The sequence below is a fragment of the Paenibacillus forsythiae T98 genome (genome assembly GCF_000520735.1).
Classification (GTDB): domain Bacteria; phylum Bacillota; class Bacilli; order Paenibacillales; family Paenibacillaceae; genus Paenibacillus_AQ; species Paenibacillus_AQ forsythiae.
In genome coordinates this window covers 1-2559 of the sequence record NZ_ASSC01000278.1, presented here as the reverse complement: position 1 = coordinate 2559, position 2559 = coordinate 1, and the positions used below count along the sequence as shown (strand labels likewise).

Here is a 2559-nt window from a genome sequence, read left to right as displayed (position 1 = left end):
GCGGCACGTCCGAGCTGAAATCGGGCATTGCCGCGCTTGGAGACGGTCTGACCCGCATCCAGAAAGGCATTGAGAGCGGCTCTGCGGGTGCGGGCGAGATCCAGAGCGGACTTGAGCAGGCCGCGTCGAGCGCGCAGCAGCTGGCGGCCGCCCATAAGAAGCTGCTGGCGGGGTACAAGCAGATCGGCGGCGGGCTGACGGCGCTGGATGGCGGCATCGGCCAGATCCAGCAGCAGCTGTCCGGCGTGGCGGCGGCGCTTGCCGGTCTGGATTCGAGCTTTGCCGGTCTGGAGGGAAGCCATCCCGAGCTGCTGCAGGACGCGGATTACCGGACCATCAAGGGGACGGTCGCCCAGACGGGCGAAGGAGCGGGCAGGCTCGCGGCCGGGCTGGGCCAAATCTCGGCCCAGATGAAAGGCGCCGCGGCGGGGCTGGCTGAAGCGAACGCAGGCTACGCCAAGGCGGCCGCCGGGCAGGATGCGCTGGCGCAGGGGCTGCGGAAGCTGGCATCCGGCATTGCGCAGCTGAAGTCCGGGCTGAATCAGGCCGCCGGAGGGCAGGCGCAAATTGTCGGCAAGCTTCCATCCATTACGAGCGGACTTGACGAGCTACAGGGCGGACAGAAGCAGCTGGCCCAAGGCTTTGGCGAGCTGAACGGTCAAATCGGCGAGCTGACGAAGGGGCTGAGCGACAGCGCGGAAGGCCTGAAGAAGATTACGAGCGGCCTTGGCTCCGCTCAGGATTATCTGAACGAGGTTCAGGCGGCCGGGGACGACGAACTGAGCGGATTCTTCATTCCGGCGGAAGCGCTGAAGTCGGAGGATATCGGGCAGGTCTTCGATAACTACCTGTCGGGCGACCGAAAAGTGATGACTATTGACATCGTCTTTGCCGATAACCCGTACAGCTCCGCCGCTATCAATAAGGTGGACGATATTCTGGCGGCGGTGGATCGGGCTGTCAAAGGCACGAAGCTTGAAAATGCGGAGGTGGCCATGAGCGGGGTAACGAGCACCTACAGCGACCTCCAGTCCATTTCCAATGCGGATTATCTGCGGACGGTCATGCTGATGCTGGGCGGAATCTTCATCATTCTGGTCTTGCTGCTCCGCTCCATCATTATGCCGGTCTACCTGATCCTGTCGCTTGTGCTGACCTATTTTACGGCGATGGGCGTAACCGAAGCGGTCTTTGTCAATCTGTTGGGTTATTCCGGTATTACCTGGACGACTCCATTCTTCAGCTTCGTTATGCTGATTGCGCTTGGCGTCGATTACAGCATCTTCCTGATGGCGCGGTTTAATGAAAATCAAGGCTGGGATGTCAAGGACGCCATGCTGCATGCGATGCGCAATATGGGCACCGTCATTTTGTCGGCGGTCGTCATTCTTGGCGGCACGTTCGCCGCGATGTATCCCTCGGGCGTGCTGTCAATGATGCAGATTGCCACCGTGGTGCTGTCGGGACTTGTGCTGTATGCGCTCCTGTTCCTGCCGTTCTTCGTGCCTGTCATGGTCAAAATGTTCGGCAGAGCGAACTGGTGGCCGTTCCGGATGAAGACGCCGGAGGAAGCATCGGACAAGAATATTGCGGTGTAATATCGGTTGCCGGTCAAAATAGTGTTGCCAGCCGCCTGTTTAAAGCGGCGGGATTCGGCCAGCCTTCGGGCTGGCTTTTTGCCGCCTTGTCCCGCGTAGTTCAATGTTGGTTTGCCGAGGATGGCCGCCTATTGACATTGGATAAAATCAGGAGCAGACTATACTTAGTAATACTAAATAATAAGGTTAGCAAGGTGATGTGATGAGCGATCCGGCAAGCCAGCTCAAGAAGGGTGTTCTGGAAATTCTGGTTTTGCATTTGCTGAGCCGAAGGAATCTGTACGGATATCAGTTGATCAGCGAATTGGATGAAAGAAGCGACGGCTATTTCAAGCTTAAAGAAGGGACCCTGTACCCTGTGCTGTACCGTCTCGAAGATTCCGGGCTGGTCGAGAGCTACTGGGAGCAGGATACCGGCAAGCGCGGAGTCCGCCGCAAATACTACCGGATCACCGCGGCGGGCAGGGCTTGGCTGCGGGAAATGACCGGAGAGCTGGCCCTGTTTTATCATTCGATTTACAAGATTATGGGAGATGAGAATTAATGAGCCAACGATTGGAGATTTATGTCCGTGAAGTCATGAGGGGAATAGAAGCGGACCCGGTTACGAAGCGAAGAATTGCGGAAGATTTGCTGACTTCGCTAACGGAAAGGGCGGAGCGCAGCAGCGTCGAGCAAGTGCTGGCCGAATCGGGAACGCCCCGCGAGATGGCCCGTGATTATATGGACGGATTGTATGGAGCCGAGGCCGGGGCCGGGCATGGCGGCGATCAAGCTTCGGGCTATGGACATGACGAACCGGATTCCCGCAAATATTATTACGAATACAAATCCTCATTGACGGTGCTTGATCTGCCTTTGGTGCATATTAAATTCCGCAGACGGCTCCGGGGCTTTCGAGGGGCGCCTGCGGTCGCCAAAGGCATCATTGCCATCGGCGATGTGGCCCTCGGAGCTTTTG

At 57.9% G+C, this 2559-nt stretch carries 3 protein-coding genes; all 3 read left to right on the top strand.

All coding sequences use genetic code 11. The annotated features are described in order from the left end of the window. Positions 1–1598: MMPL family transporter (locus L692_RS0109240; RefSeq protein WP_025699222.1), on the top strand; the 1598-nt coding region annotated here is incomplete at its 5' end. A 202-nt stretch (positions 1599–1800) separates the two neighbouring features. Then, positions 1801–2142, top strand: a complete 342-nt coding sequence (locus tag L692_RS0109235; protein WP_025699221.1) for a PadR family transcriptional regulator — start codon at positions 1801–1803, stop codon at positions 2140–2142. Next, positions 2142–2559, top strand: a 418-nt coding sequence (locus L692_RS28245; RefSeq protein ID WP_036722935.1) for a hypothetical protein, incomplete at its 3' end; no start/stop codon positions are given. The genes L692_RS0109235 and L692_RS28245, both read left to right, overlap by 1 nt.